At 64.9% G+C, this 20,876-nt stretch carries 24 protein-coding genes; all 24 read left to right on the top strand.

Annotated elements, in window-relative coordinates; translation table 11 throughout:
• The first annotated feature begins 726 nt into the window (after positions 1–726).
• The 24 genes from ACRER8_RS11415 to ACRER8_RS11300 all read left to right on the top strand — a co-directional run bounded on the left by ACRER8_RS11415 (position 727) and on the right by ACRER8_RS11300 (position 20,823).
• A complete protein-coding gene (locus ACRER8_RS11415; RefSeq protein WP_016253300.1) occupies positions 727–1,470 on the top strand; it encodes a hypothetical protein in 744 nt (247 codons plus the stop codon).
• A gap of 121 nt (positions 1,471–1,591) precedes the next feature.
• Positions 1,592–1,804 carry an AlpA family transcriptional regulator gene (locus ACRER8_RS11410; RefSeq protein WP_011347600.1) on the top strand — a complete coding sequence of 71 codons (213 nt, stop codon included), beginning with the start codon at positions 1,592–1,594 and terminating at the stop codon, positions 1,802–1,804.
• 42 nt (positions 1,805–1,846) lie between these two features.
• On the top strand, positions 1,847–2,722 hold the full coding sequence (locus ACRER8_RS11405; RefSeq protein WP_016253299.1) for a ParA family protein: 876 nt from the start codon (positions 1,847–1,849) through the stop codon (positions 2,720–2,722).
• Positions 2,706–2,954, top strand: a complete 249-nt coding sequence (locus ACRER8_RS11400; protein WP_016253298.1) for a hypothetical protein — start codon at positions 2,706–2,708, stop codon at positions 2,952–2,954. Before ACRER8_RS11405 ends, ACRER8_RS11400 begins: the two co-directional genes overlap by 17 nt.
• Positions 2,947–4,602: a ParB family protein gene (locus tag ACRER8_RS11395; RefSeq protein WP_016253297.1), complete on the top strand. Its 1,656-nt coding sequence runs from the start codon at positions 2,947–2,949 to the stop codon at positions 4,600–4,602. The genes ACRER8_RS11400 and ACRER8_RS11395 overlap by 8 nt, the downstream gene beginning before the upstream one ends.
• Before the next feature lie 15 nt (positions 4,603–4,617).
• On the top strand, positions 4,618–5,178 hold the full coding sequence (locus tag ACRER8_RS11390) for a DUF2857 domain-containing protein (RefSeq protein WP_016253296.1): 561 nt from the start codon (positions 4,618–4,620) through the stop codon (positions 5,176–5,178).
• Between the two features lie 2 nt (positions 5,179–5,180).
• The gene (locus ACRER8_RS11385) at positions 5,181–6,428 is read left to right on the top strand and encodes an STY4528 family pathogenicity island replication protein (protein ID WP_016253295.1); all 1,248 of its coding nucleotides are present in this window, start codon (positions 5,181–5,183) and stop codon (positions 6,426–6,428) included.
• 316 nt (positions 6,429–6,744) lie between these two features.
• A complete protein-coding gene (locus ACRER8_RS11380; RefSeq protein WP_016253294.1) occupies positions 6,745–7,527 on the top strand; it encodes a PFL_4669 family integrating conjugative element protein in 783 nt (260 codons plus the stop codon).
• Positions 7,524–8,051 carry a DUF3158 family protein gene (locus ACRER8_RS11375; RefSeq protein ID WP_016253293.1) on the top strand — a complete coding sequence of 176 codons (528 nt, stop codon included), beginning with the start codon at positions 7,524–7,526 and terminating at the stop codon, positions 8,049–8,051. Before ACRER8_RS11380 ends, ACRER8_RS11375 begins: the two co-directional genes overlap by 4 nt.
• Before the next feature lie 73 nt (positions 8,052–8,124).
• The gene (locus ACRER8_RS11370; protein ID WP_016253292.1) at positions 8,125–8,565 is read left to right on the top strand and encodes a single-stranded DNA-binding protein; all 441 of its coding nucleotides are present in this window, start codon (positions 8,125–8,127) and stop codon (positions 8,563–8,565) included.
• Positions 8,566–8,834: 269 nt separating this feature from the next.
• Positions 8,835–10,847, top strand: coding sequence for a DNA topoisomerase III (locus tag ACRER8_RS11365; protein WP_016253291.1), 2,013 nt, complete (start codon positions 8,835–8,837; stop codon positions 10,845–10,847).
• A 527-nt stretch (positions 10,848–11,374) separates the two neighbouring features.
• A complete protein-coding gene (locus ACRER8_RS11360; RefSeq protein WP_016253290.1) occupies positions 11,375–12,991 on the top strand; it encodes a DNA cytosine methyltransferase in 1,617 nt (538 codons plus the stop codon).
• Positions 12,992–13,234: 243 nt separating this feature from the next.
• A complete protein-coding gene (locus ACRER8_RS11355) occupies positions 13,235–13,792 on the top strand; it encodes a hypothetical protein (protein WP_016253289.1) in 558 nt (185 codons plus the stop codon).
• A 331-nt stretch (positions 13,793–14,123) separates the two neighbouring features.
• Complete coding sequence (locus tag ACRER8_RS11350) at positions 14,124–14,336, top strand: hypothetical protein (RefSeq protein WP_003290186.1); 213 nt, start codon at positions 14,124–14,126, stop codon at positions 14,334–14,336.
• A gap of 21 nt (positions 14,337–14,357) precedes the next feature.
• The gene (locus tag ACRER8_RS11345) at positions 14,358–14,750 is read left to right on the top strand and encodes a hypothetical protein (protein ID WP_016253288.1); all 393 of its coding nucleotides are present in this window, start codon (positions 14,358–14,360) and stop codon (positions 14,748–14,750) included.
• Positions 14,751–14,959: 209 nt separating this feature from the next.
• A complete protein-coding gene (locus tag ACRER8_RS11340; RefSeq protein ID WP_016253287.1) occupies positions 14,960–15,697 on the top strand; it encodes a hypothetical protein in 738 nt (245 codons plus the stop codon).
• 94 nt (positions 15,698–15,791) lie between these two features.
• The gene (locus ACRER8_RS11335; protein WP_016253286.1) at positions 15,792–16,070 is read left to right on the top strand and encodes a hypothetical protein; all 279 of its coding nucleotides are present in this window, start codon (positions 15,792–15,794) and stop codon (positions 16,068–16,070) included.
• Between the two features lie 284 nt (positions 16,071–16,354).
• The gene (locus ACRER8_RS11330; RefSeq protein WP_016253285.1) at positions 16,355–17,158 is read left to right on the top strand and encodes a hypothetical protein; all 804 of its coding nucleotides are present in this window, start codon (positions 16,355–16,357) and stop codon (positions 17,156–17,158) included.
• A 78-nt stretch (positions 17,159–17,236) separates the two neighbouring features.
• Complete coding sequence (locus ACRER8_RS11325) at positions 17,237–17,590, top strand: DUF3085 domain-containing protein (RefSeq protein WP_016253284.1); 354 nt, start codon at positions 17,237–17,239, stop codon at positions 17,588–17,590.
• Between the two features lie 365 nt (positions 17,591–17,955).
• Positions 17,956–18,873: a DUF3577 domain-containing protein gene (locus ACRER8_RS11320; protein WP_016253283.1), complete on the top strand. Its 918-nt coding sequence runs from the start codon at positions 17,956–17,958 to the stop codon at positions 18,871–18,873.
• 57 nt (positions 18,874–18,930) lie between these two features.
• Positions 18,931–19,620, top strand: coding sequence for a DUF3275 family protein (locus ACRER8_RS11315; protein ID WP_016253282.1), 690 nt, complete (start codon positions 18,931–18,933; stop codon positions 19,618–19,620).
• A 94-nt stretch (positions 19,621–19,714) separates the two neighbouring features.
• A complete protein-coding gene (locus ACRER8_RS11310) occupies positions 19,715–20,038 on the top strand; it encodes a hypothetical protein (RefSeq protein ID WP_016253281.1) in 324 nt (107 codons plus the stop codon).
• Positions 20,039–20,138: 100 nt separating this feature from the next.
• Positions 20,139–20,546, top strand: a complete 408-nt coding sequence (locus ACRER8_RS11305) for a hypothetical protein (protein WP_016253280.1) — start codon at positions 20,139–20,141, stop codon at positions 20,544–20,546.
• Between the two features lie 16 nt (positions 20,547–20,562).
• The gene (locus tag ACRER8_RS11300; protein ID WP_016253279.1) at positions 20,563–20,823 is read left to right on the top strand and encodes a hypothetical protein; all 261 of its coding nucleotides are present in this window, start codon (positions 20,563–20,565) and stop codon (positions 20,821–20,823) included.
• Positions 20,824–20,876: the final 53 nt, after the last annotated feature.

Here is a 20,876-nt window from a genome sequence, read left to right as displayed (position 1 = left end):
CGGGAAACGAGACTAACACTGGAGCGCTAAGTCTATGTTTCCCAATGCTTCTCTTCGCCACCTCAAGCAGCGAAGACCTCAATTCTAGCCTTGTTTTCGCATGTCGTCAACGAACACCGTCCATAAAGTTCTAGCAACGTCTATGGGCAGCTACCGAACAAACGCCGCTTCTGCTCCTCAAGTCCACTGCCCTGAGTGCTATCGACGCGACCGCCCAGCAAGAGCAGTCAGGACCAACTGATCCTTGACCGGATACAACCATACCCGACTGACACGCGCCCAACCTGCCGGCTTCACGGCGACAGCTGCTTGGACGCGTACCAATTGCTATGTCGGTCTATCAGCATTTCGGATAGGTCTCACATCACCCGCCAGGCTGTCCTCATGTCTGGGAATGAGGCGAAGAAGCCGCTGCTTCGCCCTGTGCTCTGACCTGATAAAGCACAAGTGATAACGAATCGGGCTTGATGAGATTGCATAGATCCGTGACGCTCACGGGACGCGAAAAGACTGAAGAAAGAGCGTTCCTGACTGCTCTCCGCTGGGCCGGTTGATTTTCCCATACACATCGCGCCATGGCTATCGGCCGCGCCGGGAACGGCAACAGATATTGACCATCCCAGTCTCGCGCTATGACGCGTCAAGCCACGCAGTCGCTACAGGGCAGTCCAGCGATTGGCGGGAAGAGGAGTCGGTGATGTAGCACTCCCAAAAGGAGACGGACGCATGCATATGGAGCCAGCGATATCAAAGGTTTTCTACCGACCCATTGAAGCGGCAATACGCTGGGCCGGTCTGCTAAAGCACGAATGGGAAATCTTAGCCGCCGTTCCCTCGCCGAGGGACTTGCCCCTTAGACACGAATGTCCGCGATGGCGCGAGTTGCGGCTGTACACTCATCGAATATACGACGCCATCGACAATGGCGAGTTGCCTTTCGGGCGTAATGGAATCACGCTTAAAGACGAATCCCTCCTCCGTTCACCCGAGTTGACCATTCGCCATCTGGACTTGAAACGCTGGATGCGCGCGCACTATCCCGAACACCGGCCACCCTTTCTGTTCAGCCGCTGCGAGCGCATTGCCCATCCGATCATCACATTGGAAGCCGGCCAAGCAATGCTTGTCGAACGTCAGGCGATCAAGAGCGAACTCGACTATTGCCGCCATCAACTGCACGAACTTCAAGAGAAGCACGGAGCGTTGCTGCGGCACCCGTCCATCAATGCCACGTGCAATCCATGTGGCGTCAGTGACCGTGCTGAAACGACGTATCTGCACATCATCGGTGGCATGGTCGAACTGATGCTCGGGCGGTCCCCGTCGGGCGTCGCATACTCGAGATTTCGAACACAGGAAGCCATCGTCAGCGCACTAGTCGCGAACTACAGGGGAAGCATGGGTATCACAGAACGGACACTCAATGGCAAGTTCGCCATCGCGCGGCGCAGCCTCCATAGCGCGGTGTGACGCGGCATACCAGCATGTATGTGCAGTCGGCGAGATTGCATTTGCAATGTCTTTCCGCAGCCATGTCTATTGAATAGAGGTCACGCCAACAAACGCCACTGAGCGTTCAGGAGTGACCGCCATGTCGCAAACACCCGTACTGCCGCCGAACGAGCGCCGCATCCTGCGCCTGGAAGAAGTCGAAGCGAAGTCCGGCTTCAAGCGTGCCCACATCTACAACCTGATGAAAAAGCGCCAGTTCCCGCAGGCGCTGCGCCTGGGCGTGCGCGCCGTCGGCTGGGATTCCATCGAAATCGATCAATGGATCGCCGAGCGCGTCAACAACCGGGCCTGACCCGTTCTTCCGCGGACCTTCCATGCTCACACGGAGAACGCCATGCAGGTTGTATCCATCATTTCAACGAAAGGTGGCGTCGGCAAGACCACCACGGCCGCGAACCTGGGCGGGCTCGCCGCCGACGCGGGGCTGCGCGTGCTACTGCTCGATCTCGACGTTCAGCCCACCTTGTCGTCCTACTACGAGCTGGGTCACCGCGCGCCTGGCGGCATCTATGAGCTGCTGGCCTTCAACGAGCGCGACCTCGGCCAACTCGTGTCCCGCACAATCATCACGGGCCTGGACCTGGTGCTGTCCAACGACCACCGGGGTGAGTTGAACACCTTGCTGCTGCACGCGCCGGATGGGCGCCTGCGGCTGCGACACCTGCTGCCGGTCCTGGCCTCCCTATATGACCTGGTGCTTATCGACACCCAGGGCGCGCGCTCCGTGCTGCTGGAGATGGCGGTTCTCGCCTCCGACGTTGCGCTGTCGCCCGTGACCCCGGAAATCCTCGCGGCCCGCGAGCTGCGGCGCGGCACCGTGCAATTGCTCGAAGACATCGCGCCGTACCGGCACCTAGGCATCGAACCACCGCCGCTGCACCTGCTCATTAACCGCGTCCACCCGGTGTCGACGAACGCCCGGCTGATTCAGCAGGCCTTGCGCGATTTGTTCCAGGACCACGCCGGCATCCGCGTGCTGGCCACCGACGTGCCGGCTATCGAAGCCTATCCGCGCGCCGCGACGCACGGCCTGCCGGTGCATCGGGTCGAGCACCGCCAGCCACCGGGCAGAGTCGCCCCCGCCGCGCTCGACACCATGCGCGGCCTCGCTGGCGAGCTGTTCCCGCAATGGCAACACCGATTTGCCACGGTGTCCGGCCGTCCGCCAGTCCCTCTTGATACCGGGAGGCCCCATGGCGCACGCACATGAACTGGCCCGAGGCCACAAACGGCTGCGCGCCCTGATCGAGTTCGCTGTCGGTGAAGGCTGGCACGTCAAGCGCACGCCGGGCGGCCACCTCAAATTCACCAAGGCAGGCTGCGCCGCGATCTACACCAGTTCGACGGCCAGCGACCACCGCGCCGCCCTCAATGCCCGAGCGCAGATCCGCCGCGCCGAGCGTGAGGCCCGATCCCAGGCGCAGGGAGGCAGCCATGGCTGAGATCACCTCCCAGCAAATGGCCGGCAAGCTGCTCGCGGCCGGGTTCGAGCGCAGCGGCCCGGCCGCGTCGGCCTTGAGCGACCCGATCGCCGACACACCCATGGTCGTGACCCTGGACCAGTTACGCCCCTACGACCATGACCCGCGCAAGAAGCGCAATCCGGCCTATGAGGACATCAAGGCGTCTATCCGCGAGCGCGGCTTGGATGCGGCACCGGCCATCACCCGACGGCCTGGCGAGGACCACTACATCATCCGCAACGGCGGCAACACGCGGCTGGCGATCCTGCGTGAACTGTGGTCGGAGACCAAGGACGAGCAGTTTTTCCGCATATCGTGCCTGTTCCGGCCGTGGCCCAGCCGCGGCGAAGTCGTCATGCTGACCGGCCACCTGGCCGAGAACGAACTGCGCGGCGGCCTCACCTTCATCGAGCGCGCCCTCGGCGTCGAGAAGGCGCGCGAGTTCTACGAGCAGGAAAGCGGCGCCGCCCTGAGCCAGTCCGAACTGGCCCGCCGCCTGGCCGCCGATGGCTTCCCGGTCCAGCAGTCGCACATCAGCCGCATGAACGACGCGGTGCGCTATCTGCTGCCGGCAATCCCCGCCGTGCTCTATGGCGGCCTCGGCCGCCACCAGGTCGAACGCCTGTCGGTCATGCGCAAGGCCTGCATATTCGCGTGGGAGCGCTACGCCAAGGGCCGCACGCTGGTCCAGGACTTCGACGAATTCTTCCAGGAAGTCTTGTCTCAGTTTGATGTGCAGGCCGACGAGTTCTCCGCGCAGCGCGTACAGGACGAACTGATCGGTCAGATGGCCGAGCTGCTGGGCGTCGATTACGACGTGCTCGCGCTGGACATGACCGAATCCGAGAGCCGCCAGCGCGCTCTGCTCAGCGATCCGACGCCATCCTCGACACCGCCCGCCTTGCCGAAGGCTGGGCTTATCGCGCGCCCACCTGCCAACGCCTCGCCGCCCATCACAGGGCCTGCACCGGTAGCGCCGCCTGCAGGCCCTGCGTCTTCCACCTCAACGCCGGAGAGCGACGCAGATGCCAACGAGGCGGGCACGGCCAGTCCGACAGCGGATGACGATCTGCTTCAGAAGCACGTCGTCTCGCCGGCACCGACGACCGAACGGCTCCAGTCCATCCAGCGCATGGTCGCCGACCAGTTGGGCGATGCGCTGCCGCCTGACTTCTCGGCGAACGTCTTGCAGTCCATCCCCGTGCAGGCCGGCGGGCTCTATCCGATCTCCGATGTCTGGTACATCGACGCGAGCCTGGACACGCCCGAGCGCCTGCGCATTCATGTCGCGCAGTTCGCCCGCGAGATCGCGGGTGAAGCCGGCCTGGACGAGTGCATCGATGACCGTCCAGTCGGCATCGGTTTCGCCTGCCATGCCCGCGCCCAAGACCTGGGGCCGCTGAGCCGTGCCGCCCTGGCGCTGCTGGCGTGCCTGGCCGGTCAGCAGCCCGCCGACGTTGGCCTGGATAACGGGCAATTCGTCATCGACCTGCCGGCGCTGCTGCACGGACAGGACGACGCAACCCGGCGACTGAGCGACACAGCGCTGGTCAAGCTGTTCCGGCTGCTGCGGCTGGCCCGCCGTCTGCTCGACCTGGACGCCGGCGCTGCGGACCCTGGAACGTGACCGAGGGACGCCAGCATGTCCGCACCACACCCACTCAACCAAGCCGTCATTGCGCAGGCCCTCTATGACCTGCGCAATGGGCAACTGCGCCGCTGCAAGCTGATGGGGTTTGGCGAGGAAGAGCTGGACGCCCTCAAGCATCCCGCGCTGATCAGCGTGCTGGCCAACGCCAACGTCTCGTGGTGCTCCGTGACGGTCAACCGCGAAGTGCTCCGGCGTCTGCTCAGGCAGGCGCAGGACGTGGAGAAGGAGATCGCCACGGTCGATCGCATGCTGCGCCTCGGCGCGAGCACCGAAATGGTCAGCCGCTTCTACGGCCTGACCCACCAGGAAGTGGCGCTTCGCCGTGAAATCCTCGGCCTGCCCAAGCGCAAGGGTCGCCATCCCGTGCTGGACGAGAAGCAGGACACGGAGCTGTGGCGGCAATGGAAAGCCGTGACCAGCAGCAGGAACGTCGATCTCGAAGACGACACCTCCATCCTCGATGCCGCCATGGACTTGGCCGAAGGCATGTCGCTGCCTCTGTCGGTGGTCTGGGCTTCGATCAAGAGCTGGGTCGATCAAGGATTGGGTTGACCATGGCCGTGGACGACACCGCACCACGTCGTGGCCCCATCGCACTCGCAGATCTGTTCGACGCTGCGCTGAAAGACCTTGTGCCCAAGCCCAACGCCGACGCGCCCCCGCCCACAGCCACGCCTGTCGCGATGCCCACGGGCCCGGCGTCTGGCGATGCCTTCCTGTTCAGCGGCAACCGGCACGAGACCGTACCGCGACGGCTGTTCCTCGACCGTCGCCTGACGCCGCTGGAGCGCAACGCCTGGCAGGTCTTCCGGCTGATGCTCAACGACGATGGCGTGACGGCGTTCCCGACGTATGAACAGCTTCGGCCCTGGCTGGCGTCGATGCCCTGCGCCGGGCAAGCCTCGCACGAAACCGTGGCGCGAGCCCTGACGCTTCTGCGCCTCACCCGATGGTTGAGCCTGGTGCGGCGCCGCCGCGACCCCAAGACCGGCCGCATCCTCGGCAACCTCTATGTCCTGCACGACGAGCCGCTGACGCCCTTTGAAGCGATGCAGCTCGACGCCGATTACCTGGCGCTGGTCAGCCAGTCCCTTGGCCACTCGGCCAAGGCCGTCCAGATGGTCGGCCTGAACACGCTCAAGGAAATCGCGGAAGACCCGCTGCTGTCCGGCCGGACGCTGCCGTCACGGCTGCAGGTCCTGGCCGAACGCCTCGCCAGCCAAGGCAGCACGGCGACCGAAAGTTATCCACAAGAAGATGCCACTCACGATTCCGAAGAAGGGCCGACGAACCTTCTTCGGAATCCCGATGACCCCACTTCGGAATCCGAAGCAGGGCTGAAACCCGCGTCAGACGCCTCTCTTCGGAATCCGAAGCAGGCCCGTACAGTACGTAGTAGCCGTATTAATGAAGTACGTACTACCGCGCAGGCGCACGCGCTAGGCGATCTGCAATGGCCCAAGCGCTTCGCGGAACTGAAGGCAGAGCAGCAGACAGGCGCTAGGGTGGCATTGCAGCAGGTCGATGCCTCGCTGAGGCAGGCCGTGCTGGACGAATGGGCCACGCGATGCAGCAGCCACGGCATCCGCAATCCTGCGGGGTATCTGTTCGGCATCATCCAGCGGGCCATTCATGGTGAATTCAACGCCTGGGCCAAGAAAGACGCGCAGTCGGCACCTGCTCCACCCAATGAGCGGCCACCACCAGCACCGCCACCATCCCAGTCCCAGGGCAAGCCTGTGCCGCCAGAAGTCGCCAAGCAGCACATCGAGCGACTGCGCAATCTGCTCGCCAGCAAGTGATCGGATGTGCAAGGCGGTGAAGTGGATGCCGGTGGCTTTCAGCAGAACTATCCCCTGGGGATAGTTCCACTAATGGCTACGACGTCGAACCGATACACGCCACGCCCCGATCGCCTGCCGCGGGATCGGCCTTGTCCGCACTGATCCGGGCATGCAGCGTTCCTTGGCGTTCCATGGAGCTATCCCCTGGGGATAGCTCGCGCCGCATGCGCCCGCCGCGCCCTGAACCGGGGACGGGCGGGTTTCGGTTTGTTGACTGACTGCCTTCCGCCACCTGCCGAAGCTGTCCGCTCTTTTCCAACAACGAGCGGACACCATGGCAACCACCAACGAACCCCTGCAACTGAATCTCGGCTCCTTGCGCAGCGCGATGTCGCTGACGCTGCACACGCACCACGCCTCGCGCATCTGGCACGGCCGCGCCGCCGCCGAGGGGCGACCGGGCATCGTCGGCCTGAACGGCTACATCGCCCAGATGAACAAGATGCGGCGCGGCTCGGAGCAGGACGACCCGTACAGCGACTTCTGGATGCTGCGCATCGAGGACAAGCTCGACCAGACGAAGGCTACGCTGCAATCGCTGCGCGAGCAGGTGGACCAGGCCCTGGCGAGCGTGCCGCCGGCACTCACCCTGGGCGAGAACCTCAACGTGCAGCCCGTCAAGCTGCCGCTGTTCGTCAATGCGCAGTTGGGCTTTGCCGCGGTGTATCTGCTGGCCGACTACGACGACATCGCCCGCAAGCTGATCCTCGCGCACCACACCGCACTCATCGATCGCAACACCTTGGAGCGCTGGCTCAACGAGGGCGCGCACGCGCTGCGCAGCCTGTTCTCGCTGGCCCAGCAGTACCGCTACTCGGGCTGCACACGCGACGACTTCGCCGCCAAGAATGCCGCAGCGCGGGCAGCGCTGGAGAAATACGGCGAGTTGCCGCAGGACGTGCTGGAAGGCACGCGCCGTTCGAAGTTCGCGCCGCCGATCGTGCGCCGTGGTCAGCAGCAGCGCAGCGACGGTCCTGCCGCAGCCGCATCGCCCAGCGACGAGGCCGCCACCACCGAGGCACCCGAGACCACCGCGGGCGAGGACGCGCAGGCATGAGCGACCCGGACCGCGACAGCCGCTACTTCCGCCCGCTGCAACAGACCGCCTTCATGCGGCTGGAACACGCAGGCTCTCTAAAAGGCCTTTTAAAGCCCTTTAAAGGTAAAGGGGACTTGGAGGTCTGGGCCAGCCAGTGCTTCGCCATGCGCGACGAGTTGATTGGCTTGGCGCAGCGACAGGTGCTGCCACAGGCGGTCGGGCATCCCTTCCACCTGCTTCCCATCGAGTTGGCCCAGCAGACCACTGGCGCAGGCACGGTGTTTTTGCGCTGGCGCAAGCACGACAGGTCAGCCATGGGCGTCGCCTTGTGGCAAGAACTGATGGCGAGCACCAGCACGCCGGTCAACCTCCTGGCCGACCTGCACGCGATCGAGCTTCAGCGCATCACGCTGAACATGCAGATCAGCCTGTTGCACACCTTGGGCAGGCAGGCCCAGGAGTGCGCCAGCAAGGCCGCCGACGCGGAAGACGCCTACCTGCGCCGGCTCAAGTCCATGCCATCCGCCATGCGCGATCGGTGATCGCGCCAGGCCCCCCAGCACGCGCCCGCCGCCAACCAGGTGCGGGTATTTCAACCACCACGGAGATTGCAACATGAGCACGCATTTTTCTGGCGAGGGCAACATCGGCTCGCCCCCCGATTACCGGGAGTTTCCCAACGGCAACGACGAGCCGCGGCGCTTGCTGCGGCTGAACGTCTATTTCGACAACCCCGTTCCTACCAAGGGCGGCGACTTCGAGGACCGCGGCGGCTTCTGGGCGCCGGTGGAAATCTGGCACCGCGACGCCGATCACTGGAAGGACCTCTACCACAAAGGCATGCGCGTACTGGTCGTCGGCCGCATGGAGCGCGAACCTTGGACGGACAACGAAGATCAGCCGCGCGAGACCTGGCAGATCAACGCGCGCAGCGTCGGAATCCTCCCATACCGCATCGAGTCAGTGGCCCTCAGCCCGAAGCCGCAGGAGGCAGATCAGCCTGCCCAGGCTGCCCAGGAATCGACGGCACCGAAGGAGACGAAGCGCAAGAAGTAACCCGACATGGGGCGGTCGCTGTCCGCCGCCCCATGCTCTTGCGAGCTATCCCCAGGGGATAGCTCCATCAACGTCCACCGGCTTCCACGCGCTCCCCAAATCGCGGCTCCCGGCCCGCACATCCCCGGCCGCACGCCACTCCCGTCGCAGCCATTCCATCCCGTGAAAGTGGTCGCCACCGCATGCGGCTTGTTTGCTGCCGCCCCTGGTGGTGCTCGGCATCCTCGATTCCAGCAACTCAATGAACCACGGAAATCGGATGGACGGACATGCGGCTGTTCTTGTGCGAGAAGCCCTCCCAGGGCAAGGACATCGGCCGGATTCTCGGCGCGACGCAGCGCGGTGAAGGCTGTCTCAGCGGCTCCGGCGTCATCGTCACCTGGTGCATCGGCCATCTCGTAGAAGCGGCAGCTCCCGAGGTCTATGACGCGGCGCTCAAGCGCTGGTCGCTGGAGCAGTTGCCCATCATTCCTCAGCAATGGCGGGTCGAGGTCAAACCGAAGACCGCCACGCAATTCAAGGTCGTCAAGGCCCTTCTGGCGAAGGCGACCCATCTGGTCATCGCCACCGATGCCGACCGCGAGGGCGAGCTGATCGCCCGCGAGATCATCGACCTGTGCGGCTACCGCGGCCCCATCGAGCGGCTATGGCTGTCGGCACTCAACGATGCGTCGATCCGCACCGCGCTCGGTAAGTTGCGGCCGTCTTCCGACACGCTGCCGATGTACTACTCGGCACAGGCGCGCTCGCGCGCCGACTGGCTCGTGGGCATGAACCTCAGCCGGTTGTTCACCGTGCTCGGGCGGCAAGCGGGCTACGACGGCGTGCTGTCTGTCGGCCGCGTTCAGACGCCGACCCTGAAGCTCGTCGTGGACCGCGACCGCGAGATCGCGGCCTTCAAGTCGGTGCCGTTCTGGGCCATCGACGTGTCCCTGTCCGCAGGTGGACAGGCTTTCAGCGCGCAGTGGGTTCCGCCCGACGGCTGCATCGACGACGCAGGCCGCTGCCTGCAGCAGCCGGTCGCCCAGCAGGCCGCGCAGCAGATCCGCGCTGCGGGCAGCGCCCAGGTGGTATCGGTCGAGACAAAGCGCGTGCGCGAAGGCCCACCGCTGCTGTTCGACCTGGGAACACTTCAGGAGGTTTGTTCCAAGCAGCTTGGACTGGATGTGCAGGAGACCCTGGAGATCGCCCAGGCCCTGTACGAGACGCACAAGGCCACGACGTACCCACGCTCCGATTCGGGCTACCTGCCCGAAAGCATGTTCGCAGAAGTACCGACTGTCCTAGACAGCTTGCTCAAGACCGATCCCTCGCTGCGCCCCATCATGGGCCAGCTCGATCGCTCGCAGCGCTCACGCGCCTGGAACGACGGCAAGGTGACGGCGCACCACGGCATCATCCCGACGCTTGAACCCGCGAACCTCTCTGTGATGAGCGAGAAGGAGCTGGCGGTGTACCGCCTGATCCGCGCGCATTACCTCGCGCAGTTCCTCCCTCACCACGAGTTCGACCGCACTGTCGCCGAGCTGTCCTGCGGCCAGCAGAAGCTGGCGGCCACCGGAAAGCAGGTGGTCGCCCAGGGTTGGCGTCTGGTGCTGGCCGAGCCGCAAGCGGACGAGGATGGCGACGACGCCGCGCGCAGCCAGGTACTCCCCGCGCTGCGCGAGGGCATGGCGTGCCAGGTGGCCGAGGCCGAAATCAAGGCGCTCAAGACGATGCCGCCCAAGCCGTACACGCAAGGCGAACTGGTCAAGTCCATGAAGGGGGTCGCCAAGCTGGTGACGGACCCACGCCTGAAGCAGAAGCTCAAGGAAACGGTCGGCATCGGCACCGAGGCGACACGGGCGAACATCATCAGTGGGTTGATCGCCCGCGGCTACCTCGTGAAGAAAGGACGCTCGATTCGCGCATCGGATGCAGCATTCACGTTGATCGACGCCGTGCCCACGGCGATTGCCGACCCCGGAACCACCGCCGTGTGGGAGCAGGCGCTCGACATGATCGAGGCCGGACAGCTCACCCTGGATGTGTTCATCGGCAAGCAGGCCGCATGGATTTCGCAACTGATCGCGCAGTACGGCAGCACTTCGCTGTCCATCAAGGTTCCCCAGGGACCCGCTTGCCCGCAGTGCGGCGCAACGACGCGCCAGCGCACCGGCAAAACCGGCCCCTTTTGGTCGTGCAGTCGCTACCCCGACTGCAAAGGCACGCTGCCGGTCGATTCCGGCACGTCCAAGCGCGGTGCCTCGCGCCCGCGCACTAGCGGCCGCAAGGGCTCCTGACCGACCCCGCTCCCCGAGAGCCGTGCCCGCCATCGGCGGCGTGGCCCATGTCCCGCACGCCCTGCGGGACACCCAGCGCGCAACGCCTTCTCCTGTCCGTGTGCGCGTCCCGCCCAGCCGTCCCCGGCTGCGGGGCCTGAAGGTAGCTTCTCCGCGAACCGCCACCCGCGCGTTCTGCTGATCTGCATTTTTCCGCCTCTACGAAGGGTCCCCCGATGGCTTGCCAGTCTGCGAGTCACCCGGAGACCCTTCGTGGTCCGCGGTATTCGATGCCGTGCCCAACGGCGAAAAACTGGGCTCCTTTTGTGCGCGGATGTGCGCCAGAAGATGCCGGCGCCAACCACGACATGCGCCGGGTGCGATTGCTGACAGCAGGCGGTTCTAGCGACGACCGGGCCTGCCAATCAGCCCACGGGTGGTTCCGTCCTCCCGAGCCGGAGGCCGCAAGGCCTTCGGCGCCTTTCTCCTGCCGATCAACGTCCCGGCCCGGCCACACGGTTCAGGGCCACACGAACAGGAGACCCGCCATGAACCCGCAACCTCGCACCCCACGCGGTGCGCCCCAGGCCGCGCCACTGCTGTACGGCAGCGTGTGTAGCGGCATCGAGGCCGTGAGCCTCGCCTGGCAACCCCTCGGCCTCGAAGCCGCGTGGTTCGCCGAGATCGAGCCGTTCCCGAGCGCCGTGCTCGCCCACCGTTACCCCCGCGTGCCCAACCTGGGCGACATGACTGCGATCGCCCGCCAGGTGCGCGCCGGCACCGTGCCGGCGCCTGACATCCTGGTCGGCGGCACGCCCTGCCAGTCGTTCAGCGTTGCCGGCGCGCGGCGCGGGCTGGATGACCCGCGCGGCGCCTTGACCCTTGCCTATGTGGAGCTTGCCAATGCCATTGACCAAATCCGCCGCCAAGACCGCCGCCCACCGGCAACGCTCGTCTGGGAAAACGTCCCCGGCGTCCTCAACGACCGCAGTAATGCCTTTGGGCATTTCCTGGGGGCACTGGCCGGAGAAAGCCGTACGCTCCAGCCACCAGGGGATCGGTGGGCGCACGCTGGTTGTGTGTCTGGACCCCGCCGCCGCATCGCGTGGCGCGTGCTCGACGCTCAATATTTCGGTGTCGCCCAACGCCGCAAGCGCGTGTTTCTTGTGGCAAGTGGTGGAGATGACCTCGATCCCGCAGAAGTACTTTTTGAGCGCGCAGGCCTGCTCGGGGATTCTTGTGCGGGCCGCGCGCCGTGGCAAGAAGCTGCCCACGATGCTGGACCGGGTGCTGAAGCAGCAGGCGCATGCGCAGGACCTGCAGGATTCGCAGGACTGAAGCAGCCCTACGGCAAGGTCACGACGACGTTCGGATTCAGCGGCGGCATTGGCCCCGTCGATGTGGCCGCATGCTTGATGGCCGCAGGCCCCAAGCACGACATTCGCACCGAGACGTTCATGGTGCAGTCGGTCGCCGGCAGCATCACCCACACTCTCGACACCGCCAACAACGGCAAGGGCAGCAGCGAGGACGGCACCGGCAAGGGCGTTCCGATCATCGCCTTCACCGCCCAGGGCAGCGGCGCGGATGCCACACTCGACCTGACGCCGACGCTGCGCGCTGGCGGCCATCGCAACAGCCATGCGAACGCCGGGGTCGTGCCCGCCATCGCGTTCGCGCAGAACAACCGCGGTGAAGTGCGCTTCGAGTCGGGCCATGGCCAGGTCGCTTGCACCGTGCTGTCCAACGGCAAGCCGGGCTACGGCGTGCCGATGGTGGCCTGCGTGTCTCTGCGCGGCCGCGAGCAGGGTCTTGCCGCCGAGCTGGGCGGCACCGTAGCGGGCGCACTGCGTACCAGCGGCGGCGGCGCGGACAAGCCCTATGTCCTGGCTCCCGACTTCGAGGCGCATTTCCGCTACGACTGGAACGACCCTGGCCCCGGCGACTGGTCGCATTGGCGGGTGCGGCGGCTGATGCCCGTGGAGTGCGAGCGGCTGCAAGGCATGCCCGACGACTACACGCTGATTCCGTATCGCGGCAAGCCCGCCGCCGACGCTCCACGCTACAAGGCGATCGGCAACTCCATGGCTGTCCCGTGCATGGCATGGCTGGGCCAGCGCCTAGTGCAGTGCCTGCACAAGACGGGCTCGACCGCTTCGGATTGATCGGCGACGCAGCCTGCGGGCCGCGCCATTCTCCCTCCTGCATTGCCGATGTATCGGCAGCAGCCCGCAGCCAGGGTGTCAAGGCTGCCGCGGGTTTCACCCGTGCCACCCACCAGTTCGCCTCGGCATCTCACCGGCGAACGCTGCCCACCGGGGCATCGATGCCTCTTTTCTCCAACCCACGGGATGGCCGCCACGTCCCGTCGGGGGCATGTCGCCACCCGGTCGATTTCAGGACTTCCCATGGACAACATCACCATGCAAGACCGCATCACGCTAAAGAACCTCAAGGTGGCCGACTTCGCCAGCGAGGAAACGATGTGCTTCAGCGCCACCGTCGTGTTCGACGGCACTCCCATCGCCGAGGCCCGCAACGACGGCCACGGCGGCTCGACTTTCCTCCACGCGCTCAACGGCAAGGCGCTGCTGCTGGCGCAGGCCGAAGCCTTCGCCAAGGGCCTGCCGCCTGCGCCGCTCGACCTCGGCCAGGAGGGCGAAGACCCTCACTACATCGACATGACGCTCGACTTCCTGGTCGATGAACTGGCCGACGCCATGCACGCGGAACGCAAGGTGCGAGCCGCGTTCAACCGCGACATCGGCAACAAGGTGCTGTTCATCAAGGACGGCAAATTGCTGTTCATCAAGGGCATCAAGCTCAAGGCCATCGCCGACCGCAAGGCTTACTTCGCTTCGCTGCGCGCTCGGCAGGCCCAGCCCATCGTCATCCTCGCCGAGCTTGCGCCCGAGCAGGCATTCGAGCTGTGGAAGCAGCATGTCCTGGGCGACAAGCCCGACTAACCCAGCACCGACGCACTCTCCTGACAGCCCCGCACTCGATGCGGGGTTTCTTCTTCTCTGTGCGCATCAATCGGGGGTGGGCCGGATGCCGTTTTCCAACTGACGCAGCGCGGCCCGCACACGAAGCTGCCCGCATGTTCGCTGATTCGTCAGCACATGCCAGCAGCCAGGGTTTCAGGCTGCCGCGGGTCTCTCCCGCGTTGCCCACCAGTCCGCATCGCATCAAGTCACGGACGCGCGTCCCCGCGACGTCGATGCTTTTTTATCAACCGCGTGCGGGAGCTGCCATCCCGTGAGGGACGTGGCCCCGCTTTTTCCGAGGAGCCCGTCCATGTCCCAGCAAGCCTCTTTCGGCCAACTGGCCCTGACCTACTGCGGCAAGTTCCTGCCGCTCGAAGTCCTGCAAAGCGCCGCCGGCCACTACATCGGCACGCGCGATACCGAAGGCCCCGTTTCGCGGGAATCCCGCGAGTACTTCCGCAGCTACGCCGCGGCTCAACGTGCCCTCGAAAGAGGCGGCTGGTCCCAGCTCGCCATTCCCTGATCCAACTGGAGGAATCACGTCATGAACCAGCTACTGCCGCGGGAAGTCGTCGATCAGATCGTGCGGGAAGAACAGCATTTCGCTGCCGCGCCTCAAGCCTTTTTCGAGGCCTGGAAGCGCGGCGTCGAGATCGCTGGCCCCGAATGGTTCGGCGACGGCACCCGTGAAGATCTGAGCCAGGCCAAGGGCAAGTGGGATCTTCGTCCCAACATGCTGCAGCTCAACGATGCCCTTGGCGTCCTGAGCAGCGGGGAACGCATGTTCCTGTCCGCCATGGTCAGTTTCTACAACGCGCGCGAGGGCGGTGCCATGCTCAAGCGCTGCCACTTCCACGGACTGTCGGACTTCGACGGTCTCGATCTGCAACGCCGCAAGGTCATTGCCGACCTGCTGGTGAACTACTGCGGCTGGTGAGCCGGTCTCCGGCATACCACTGCGTTTTCGTTTACTCCCAATGAGGGACATGCGCCCATGAGGCCATGTCCCTCAATTCATCTTTCGTCGTCCCGCGCAGTGCTGACAACGCCAAGGTCAGCGCCGCCTGAAGCATTTCCCATTTCAACCCACCGGGTCCAATTCCCGGTGGCGGGGATTGGCTCCATTATTCAATCTGGAGAGATCCCATGTCCCAGAATCCTAATCCCTTTCTTCGCGGCTATTGGAATCTGAAAATCGTCCGCACGCTGTGCATCAGCCATGACGATGGAAGCCCACATGTCTGGCGAAACATCCACGCGAGCCAAGAGCACCTCTCCGACGAGGAACTGGTTTCATCGTCCTGCATCGTCACCAGCGATTTCGCGGTGGTCACGAATGGCCCTGAACCCCTGAGCGCCGAGGGATCGGCTGAATGCGATGCCGGTGAAGGCGTCAGCGGCGAAGGCGTGATCGGAGCCGTGGTCTATGCCATCCATGGCGAGGACTTCGACGGCCGCCCAGTCCACGTCGGTGATGCCTATTCGGCCGAGGCCGCGCGGGAAGCCGTGCAGCGCCTGAGTTTCGAGACCGGCTATTACAGCCGGTGCTGGGAGATCAGTCGTGAGCACATCACGGTCGATACCTGGCACTACCTCGCCAACCTGGCGGACCTCGCCACGCCGGAGGCAATGCTGTTCATCGCCTTCCGGGTGCCGTACAGCCCGGCGATCGGCGTCAAGCTGATTTCCACGCCCTGGACTGACCAGAACCTGGAGCACGCCGAGAACATCACCGCCGAGCAGCTTCGGCAGGAGCACCGAAGCAAGGGCATGCCGGACGACCTGGCGAACATCCTTGACCTGGCTGGCCAGGCCGATGTGCGCATCCTGATCATCGATGCGGACGCCCCCGCGCTGCTGGGCCTGCCGCTGGCCGAGCCCTAGCAGCCGCGCGACGCGCCAGCCTTCCTCTTTGTCCCCCATGCCAGCCCGTCTCCCGCCAGGAGCCGGGCTGGTCCATTTTCATAGGAGCAACCTCATGTTCCCCGATCTCATTTCCCGCGCACCCGACTTCGAGCACCAGCTCGGGGCCTGCGTCACCGCCATGGGCCAGGACGACGCCATCGGCCAGATCCTGGTATTCGAGCGCACGCACGGCACGCTGCACATGCGCCATATCGCCAGCGCCGACTTGGTGGACACCGACATCGACGACTACGAGATGGTCGTGTTCGACGGTGGCAACACCAGCGGCGACACGTGGAAGCATGTCTTCTTCCCGCGTCAGCGTGAGCACTACTTCGTGTACGAAGCCTGACCCAACCAGCCCCTTTCGAGGGGCTTTTTCTTGCCCTCAGCGCAGGAAAACCGGGGGCGGCGCAGTGCCGTTTCATGCGGGCGGGTAGCCCGGCCCAGAGCCATCCTTGCCCCCATGTTCGTCGGCGTTGCCGACACATGCCCAGTCAGCCGAGACCTTCGAGGCTGCAAGCGCGGGAAGCCGTGCTGGTCGTTTCTTCCTACGGACGCACCGCGTCCATCCACCCACAAGGGACCTCTCCCTTGCGGGCGGGGAATCCCTTGTTCTTCCTCAAGGAGATTCCCATGGACCGTTCCCTCATCAAATCCATGATGCCTTCGCTTGTCGCAGGCCATGTGCCCCGCAACGTGCGGTCGTTCAAGTATCGCGTGTTCGATGATCAGCCACAGTCCTCGACGCTGGGCTTCGCCATCGACCCCCAGCCCTTCGACGGCAAGGTGGTCGCGGCCAACGACGACGCCATCGTCGTCAAGCTCAAGCCCAGCGAGTTCGCGGTGCTCGATCCCCACCTGGTGACTACCGTTCCCAGCGAAGGCGCCAAGGTGCATGTCCAACCGTATGCCCGCCGCCGCTTCGACGGCCTGCGCGCGGACACCCCGGAAGTAATCACCGAGAAGACCGCGGACGGTGTTCCCTACACCATCACCAGGCACATCCTCGGCTCCGCGCCTGCCAAGCTGCCCATCCCCGAGCCGCAGTGCATGGAACTGGGGCAGCTCATCCAGCAGTTGGAGGAAATGCCGGCTCCCGATGGGTTCCGGCGCATCACCCACATGCTGGTCGATGCGGGCGCCCGCGACTTCACCTGGGTCGATCCGAAGCCGTCCAAGATCATCGAGACGCCCCCGGCGATCAGCTTCTCGGTTTCGACCTCGAAGTTCGAGGGCCAGGTGACGATCCTCTATGACCGCGGCGGCGACACCTACGTGGTGGAGCTGCGCCGCGACGGCGAACTGGTCGATCGGCACGACGAGGTGTATTTCGACATGCTCGGTGAAGTGCTGGAGCGGCTTATCGATGACGGGCACTGGCGCCTGATCGACGTGAGCGTCATCGACGCCAAGGCAACCAAGCGGCGCTACGGCTGATCGCAGCCTATCGGCGACTTGCCCCCATAGGCCTTCCATCCATTCGGGTGGAGGGCCTTTTTCTTCAGGAGATCAACCATGTCACTGCGATTCAAAGGTTCCGACCTGCGCCCCGTGCTGGCCGAGGCCGTTGCCAACCAATGCCGCGTCGTCCTCGCCAAGGACCAGGGCGTGTACTTCCTGGCCGAGCAGGGAGAGCGCCGTCCCGATGGCCGCGTGAAGCTGCTGGCCTATGCCGTCGGCTGCAACCCGGATACCGACCCGTTTGACGACTGGTGGGAACTGGCGCGCGCCGAGCTGGGTGGCGACGACTTCGGCGAATTCTTCGACCCGAAGGACCGCGTTTTCACCCGTATTCTGCAAAGTTCGGATGATCTGGAGCTGTCCGCCACCTCGACGTACCTGTCACTGGTGGCGGTGGAATCGGCATAGCTAAAAAATCTCTGCATACCCCTCGAAGCCCCCAGTTTGGGGGCTTTCTTTTTGGCAGAACTTGGCGACCCGGACAAAGGGAAACACCCGGATGCCGATTGATTGCTGCCGCGCGCGCGAGGCCTGGACATGCTGCCCCCATGCCTGCTGACGTTGTCAGCGACATGCCAGGCAACCATCGGTCTTCGAGGTTGCCGCGCAGTTCCCACTGCGTGACCGAGCCAGCTCGCACCGCATCCATCCGCGAGCGGCCACCAGTCCTGGTGGCGGATGCTTTCGCCTTATCAACCCACCGCGGGGTTACGCACCTTTCCCCGCATGCGTGGGGCCGGTGTGTCTCCGCTTCATCCCAATGGAGATTCACCATGAGCACCACGTCCAACGAGAAATCGTATTTCGACCTCCACACCTCGGGCATCGGCTACATCCAGCGTGCCCGCGAGGTTCCCGTCCGGGGCGGCCGCCGTGCGCAGCCCTTCCTGGCATGCACCATCGCCGCGCTGGTCGGTTCCGCCAAGGACCCCAGCTACCGGTACTTCGACGTCAAGGTCTCGGGTGCCGAGGCCAAGAAACTGGTCGAGCGCTACATCGGCGTTGACGATCCCAAGCAGCGGCCGCTGGTGCGCTTCCGCCTCGGCGACCTCTGGGGCGATGCGTACATCCGCGACAAGGGTGAGCACAAGGGCCAGGCCGCCGCGTCTCTGAAGGCGCGACTGCTGAAGGCCGAGCCGCTTGACCGGGCCGAACTGGCTTCGATCAAGCAGCACGAGCTGATCACCCGCGGCATCGGCTACCTCAGCCGTCCGAAGGACGTCTCCCCCAAGGATGGCGATCCGTTCCTGTCGTGCTGCGTCGCGGCGCTGGCCGGACCTGTCGGTGAACCGGAATATCGGTACTTCGACACCATCGTCGCCACCCCTGAAGCCGAGCACCTGGTTCGCCGGTGCGTGCAGGCCATCGAAGGGGACCGCAAGGTGCTGATCGCCTTCCGTCTGAACGACATGAAGATCGATCCGTACATCCGCACCAAGGGCGAGCGCGCCGGGGAACCGGGAGCGAGCCTGGAATCGACGCTGGTCCACATCGGCCTCATCAAGATCGACGGCACCCAGGTCTATCCGACGAGCCAGGCGCAGGCCGAGGCGCCGCAAGCCGAGGACGCACCCGCGCCCGAAGCCGAGGTTGCCGCCGACACCGCTGCCGACCAGCCTGTCGAGCCCGCCGAGCGCGAGCCCGCAGGTGAAGTCGAGGAGCAGGAGCCGGCATTGGCTACTTCGTTCTGATCCGGCATGGCCCCTCACGGGGCCTTGCCTTTTTCCTATTCCCCAAGGAGAACCATCATGGCAGTCACATCGGCGCCCGAGCAGTCGGGTTCGCCCATCACCGTCCCAGGCCAACTCACGCTGCGCACGATCCGCGGAAGAAACGGCCCTTTCAACGTCGGCCGACTTGTCACCCCCATCGGCAAGTTCGCGGTGAAGGATGCGGAGCTGGAGCAGTACCCCGAAGGCAAGTACGACGGAGAGTTCGTCATCCGCTACATCTTCCCGAAGTCCTATCCCGTCGGCGACGGCATGCGGTTCGAGATCCGTGCCAACCTGGACGGGATGACGCTCAACGGCATCGACAAACTGAGCCGTGACGAGGCACGCAGCTTCACCACCCAGGAAGTCGATCCGCTCGATGAAGAACTGGGCGCGCAGCCTGCGGCAACGCCGGCCAAGCCCGCCAATGCATCCAGACCCGCCAAGCCCGCACCCGTGCAGGCGTCTGCGGACCCGCTGATCGATACCACGCCTTTTGGTGTGGATGCCCCGCCGCCCGCTGCGGCTGCTGCCCCCGGCAGCACCGAAGATGGCGACGCCGCGCTGTTCGGGCTGCTCTGGCCGCTGGGAGAGTCCGTGAAACTGGATTCGACCATCGACCGCCGCACCCTGCGCGCGCAGATCGCCCGCCTGGGTGAACTGGGCTATGCGCTGGACTTCAAGACGCAGGAGTGGAGCCGCCAGGCCGAACTGCAACCTGCGTGATCGCAGACGCCGCATCCGCGGTGTTCTTCATCCGCCCGCCGGGGTTCCTTCCCCATGCGGGGGAGGCTCCGGCTTTCTTCTGGAGGTCTCCATCATGTCCACCATCGCTTGCGATGCACCTCATTCCACGCTGGACGAACCCGCGTGGCGCGCTGTCTGCAAGACGGCCGCCGAGCACGCCCAGCGTGGTTGCGGCCTGTCCTGGGATCACTGGGTCACGCTTTTCAGTTCGGAGATCGACGCGCAAGCCAGTCGGTTGCCGGAAAGCCAGCGGGCTCGGGCCCTGGAAATCGCGACCCAGGAATGGGACTACGCAACGCCTGCCGAACGGCAGGGAACGCAGGAATGGAACGCTGCAAACGGCTACTGCTCCCATGGCATCGAACTGGGCTACTGCCCAGCCGGTTGCGGCTCCTAGTCCGCACCGGACTCCATCGCCGCGCGCGCGGCATTCCATCACCCGCTGGGGGCTCTCCCCCACGGGGAGGCCTCCGGCTCCACTTTTCAGGAGGCCTCTCATGGGCTGGTATTTCTCCCCCCAATCGCGGTCTGAACTGATCGCGGAACTGATCGCACCGCAAGAGACCGAGCGCGCCAGCGTCAAGGTCATCGCCCACGCGCTGCGCGGCAACGTCCTCTGGTCCGTCACGGAAGTGACGGCCAAGGTCGAAGGTGTGCATCGTCATCTGGCGCCGGGCCAATCCCTGCGCTACATCCGCTGCGATCTGCTCGAACGCAGCGGCGGCCGGTGGGGCTACAAGCCGCTGGACGAGTCCATGCACCCGTACTACTACACGTGCCCACTGTCCTATCTGGACCTCGCACCGGAGCAGTCCACCGACTGGCGTGCAGGCGTTCGCGCCTACCACGCACGGCGGCGCACACCCACGGCACCTGCGGCACCCACCGCAGCGCTGATGGCCTGAGCCAGGAGGAACCGACATGGACCCGATCCTGGCTGCGCTCCCGCCCGCGCTGTTGAAGCTCGTTGAAGGGAGTTTGTCCAACGACGAAGTTTCTTCGGACGAGGAAATGCTGCAGTACTTCATCAGCAACGGCCTCACCGAGGAACAGGCGCGGCAGGCACTGACCTACCGCGACCAGTACCTCAACAACATCTACCTGGAGGGCTTCACGCCAATCACTTCGGTAGATGAGGCGCTTCACTTCAACCCGCACACCCGGCAGTTCGAGCCGGACTGAGCGTCTTTCTTCCACCCCTTGGGGCAGTACTTGCCCTAGCGGGCAGTGCTGTT

The organism is Pseudomonas sp., from assembly GCF_050739935.1.
In the GTDB taxonomy this organism is placed as follows: domain Bacteria; phylum Pseudomonadota; class Gammaproteobacteria; order Pseudomonadales; family Pseudomonadaceae; genus Aquipseudomonas.
This window is presented reverse-complemented; position numbering and strand designations above follow the sequence as displayed.

What these genes read in the sequence shown, in the direction of transcription:
- ACRER8_RS11415 (WP_016253300.1), top strand. Translation starts at nt 727, where the DNA reads ATGCATATGGAGCCAGCGATATCAAAGGTTTTCTACCGACCCATTGAA.
- ACRER8_RS11410 (WP_011347600.1), top strand. Translation starts at nt 1,592, where the DNA reads ATGTCGCAAACACCCGTACTGCCGCCGAACGAGCGCCGCATCCTGCGC.
- ACRER8_RS11405 (WP_016253299.1), top strand. Translation starts at nt 1,847, where the DNA reads ATGCAGGTTGTATCCATCATTTCAACGAAAGGTGGCGTCGGCAAGACC.
- ACRER8_RS11400 (WP_016253298.1), top strand. Translation starts at nt 2,706, where the DNA reads ATGGCGCACGCACATGAACTGGCCCGAGGCCACAAACGGCTGCGCGCC.
- ACRER8_RS11395 (WP_016253297.1), top strand. Translation starts at nt 2,947, where the DNA reads ATGGCTGAGATCACCTCCCAGCAAATGGCCGGCAAGCTGCTCGCGGCC.
- ACRER8_RS11390 (WP_016253296.1), top strand. Translation starts at nt 4,618, where the DNA reads ATGTCCGCACCACACCCACTCAACCAAGCCGTCATTGCGCAGGCCCTC.
- ACRER8_RS11385 (WP_016253295.1), top strand. Translation starts at nt 5,181, where the DNA reads ATGGCCGTGGACGACACCGCACCACGTCGTGGCCCCATCGCACTCGCA.
- ACRER8_RS11380 (WP_016253294.1), top strand. Translation starts at nt 6,745, where the DNA reads ATGGCAACCACCAACGAACCCCTGCAACTGAATCTCGGCTCCTTGCGC.
- ACRER8_RS11375 (WP_016253293.1), top strand. Translation starts at nt 7,524, where the DNA reads ATGAGCGACCCGGACCGCGACAGCCGCTACTTCCGCCCGCTGCAACAG.
- ACRER8_RS11370 (WP_016253292.1), top strand. Translation starts at nt 8,125, where the DNA reads ATGAGCACGCATTTTTCTGGCGAGGGCAACATCGGCTCGCCCCCCGAT.
- ACRER8_RS11365 (WP_016253291.1), top strand. Translation starts at nt 8,835, where the DNA reads ATGCGGCTGTTCTTGTGCGAGAAGCCCTCCCAGGGCAAGGACATCGGC.
- ACRER8_RS11360 (WP_016253290.1), top strand. Translation starts at nt 11,375, where the DNA reads ATGAACCCGCAACCTCGCACCCCACGCGGTGCGCCCCAGGCCGCGCCA.
- ACRER8_RS11355 (WP_016253289.1), top strand. Translation starts at nt 13,235, where the DNA reads ATGGACAACATCACCATGCAAGACCGCATCACGCTAAAGAACCTCAAG.
- ACRER8_RS11350 (WP_003290186.1), top strand. Translation starts at nt 14,124, where the DNA reads ATGTCCCAGCAAGCCTCTTTCGGCCAACTGGCCCTGACCTACTGCGGC.
- ACRER8_RS11345 (WP_016253288.1), top strand. Translation starts at nt 14,358, where the DNA reads ATGAACCAGCTACTGCCGCGGGAAGTCGTCGATCAGATCGTGCGGGAA.
- ACRER8_RS11340 (WP_016253287.1), top strand. Translation starts at nt 14,960, where the DNA reads ATGTCCCAGAATCCTAATCCCTTTCTTCGCGGCTATTGGAATCTGAAA.
- ACRER8_RS11335 (WP_016253286.1), top strand. Translation starts at nt 15,792, where the DNA reads ATGTTCCCCGATCTCATTTCCCGCGCACCCGACTTCGAGCACCAGCTC.
- ACRER8_RS11330 (WP_016253285.1), top strand. Translation starts at nt 16,355, where the DNA reads ATGGACCGTTCCCTCATCAAATCCATGATGCCTTCGCTTGTCGCAGGC.
- ACRER8_RS11325 (WP_016253284.1), top strand. Translation starts at nt 17,237, where the DNA reads ATGTCACTGCGATTCAAAGGTTCCGACCTGCGCCCCGTGCTGGCCGAG.
- ACRER8_RS11320 (WP_016253283.1), top strand. Translation starts at nt 17,956, where the DNA reads ATGAGCACCACGTCCAACGAGAAATCGTATTTCGACCTCCACACCTCG.
- ACRER8_RS11315 (WP_016253282.1), top strand. Translation starts at nt 18,931, where the DNA reads ATGGCAGTCACATCGGCGCCCGAGCAGTCGGGTTCGCCCATCACCGTC.
- ACRER8_RS11310 (WP_016253281.1), top strand. Translation starts at nt 19,715, where the DNA reads ATGTCCACCATCGCTTGCGATGCACCTCATTCCACGCTGGACGAACCC.
- ACRER8_RS11305 (WP_016253280.1), top strand. Translation starts at nt 20,139, where the DNA reads ATGGGCTGGTATTTCTCCCCCCAATCGCGGTCTGAACTGATCGCGGAA.
- ACRER8_RS11300 (WP_016253279.1), top strand. Translation starts at nt 20,563, where the DNA reads ATGGACCCGATCCTGGCTGCGCTCCCGCCCGCGCTGTTGAAGCTCGTT.